This window comes from Streptomyces phytophilus (assembly GCF_013870535.1).
GTDB lineage: Bacteria > Actinomycetota > Actinomycetes > Streptomycetales > Streptomycetaceae > Streptomyces > Streptomyces phytophilus.
This window is the reverse complement of the sequence record NZ_JACBXC010001352.1, coordinates 1-1,567: the sequence shown is the minus strand read 5'-3', so window position 1 is coordinate 1,567 and position 1,567 is coordinate 1. Positions and strand designations below refer to the sequence as shown.

The following is a 1,567-nucleotide window of genomic DNA, read 5'->3' as shown; positions in this document are numbered from 1 at the left end:
GGTCGTGATCGCCATCGTCGCCGCGGTGCTCTTCAGCGGCGACGGCGAAGGCTCGGACGTCGGCGGCGGCGACGCGGAGTCCGTCGCCCCCAGCCCCGACGGCAAGGGCGACGACGACGGGCCCAAGAACGGCGACGACAAGCCGGCGAAGGACCCGATCGACCCGCCCAGCGAGGACGGGACGAAGCTGGAGCTGGCCGGCGGCGCGGTCGTCGGCAGCGACACGAACGTCTCCGAGGACGGCTCGTACGTCCACGGCATGGAGAACGAGGGCGCGTCCGCGACCTGGAAGCCCGAGGTCGACGCGGCGGGGGAGTACACGCTCTTCGTCGACTACAGCGTGCCGGGCAAGGACGCCGAGCTCACCCTCACCGTCAACGGCGACGGCCGGTCGGTGAACATGGAGAACTTCGCGAAGGCGAAGAAGAACGACTGGCAGGCCGGCTGGACCAGGACCTACCAGTGGATCAACCTGGACGAGGGCGCCAACGAGATCACGCTGTCCTGCGAGTCGGGCAACAAGGACTGCCAGACCGCGATCAGCCAGGTGGAGCTGAAGAAGGGCCAGGTCACGTCGTAGGGCTTCCGGTGCCGTAGCGCCGGTGCGTCCGGGCCCGTAGCGCCGCTACGGGCCCGTCGCCGTCCCTGCGGCCGTCAGCCGCCCACGACCTCAAGGAACCGCCGCACGGTCGCGGCCATCGCGTCCCGGCCGGGCGCCAGGTACTTGCGCGGGTCCACCACGGCCGGATCCGCGTCCAGCCGGGCGCGGACGGCGCCGGTGAACGCGGTGTTCAGGGCCGTACCCACGTTGATCTTCACCATGCCCGCCGCCACCGCCTGCCGCAGCTCCCCGTCCGGCACGCCGGACGAGCCGTGCAGCACCAGCGGCACCGCGACCGCCGACCGCAGCCGGCCGATCAGCTCGTGGTCCAGCGCCGCCGTGCGCTCGGTCATGGCGTGCGAGCTGCCCACCGCGACGGCCAGCGCGTCGACACCGGTGTCGGTGACGTACGCGACCGCCTCGTCCGGGTCCGTACGCACCCCCGGCGCGTGCGCGTCGAGCGGCGCCTCGCCCTCCTTGCCGCCGACCTTCCCCAACTCTGCCTCGATCCAGATCGCGTGCTCGTGCGCCCAGCGCACCGCCTCGGCGGTGGCCTTGACGTTCTCGGCGTACGGCAGCTTCGAGGCGTCGAACATCACCGAGCTGAAGCCGAGCCCGTGCGCGGAGCGCAGCAGTTCGGGGGAGACGACGTGGTCCAGGTGCAGCGACAGCTGCGCGGACGAGGCGTGCGCCACGGCCGCCGCCGCGGCGGCCAGCGGCATGAGCCGGCCGCCGTGGAACCGTACGGCGTTCTCCGAGATCTGGAGGATCGCGGGCGCGCCCGCCGCCTCCGCGCCGGCGGCGATGGCCTCGGCGTGCTCCAGCGTGATGACGTTGAACGCGGCCACGCCCTGGTCCGCGGCGCGGGCGGCGGTGACGAGTTCTCCGGTGGTCGTGAGTGGCATCTTCAGGCCCCATCCCGGGCCGCGGCGCGGCCCGACGTGATCTCGGTGCGCGGCAGCGTCT

At 72.9% G+C, this 1,567-nt stretch carries 2 protein-coding genes; one reads left to right on the top strand and one right to left on the bottom strand.

Translation table 11 applies throughout. The features are described from left to right. Positions 1-580, top strand: a 580-nt coding sequence (locus H5J30_RS32300; protein WP_309505696.1) for a CBM35 domain-containing protein, incomplete at its 5' end; no start/stop codon positions are given. Positions 581-654: 74 nt separating this feature from the next. On the opposite strand, the gene H5J30_RS32295 is transcribed toward H5J30_RS32300, so the two are convergent. After that, on the bottom strand, positions 655-1,506 hold the full coding sequence (locus tag H5J30_RS32295) for a class II fructose-bisphosphate aldolase (protein ID WP_181791196.1): 852 nt from the start codon (positions 1,504-1,506) through the stop codon (positions 655-657). Between the last annotated feature and the right edge of the window lie 61 nt (positions 1,507-1,567).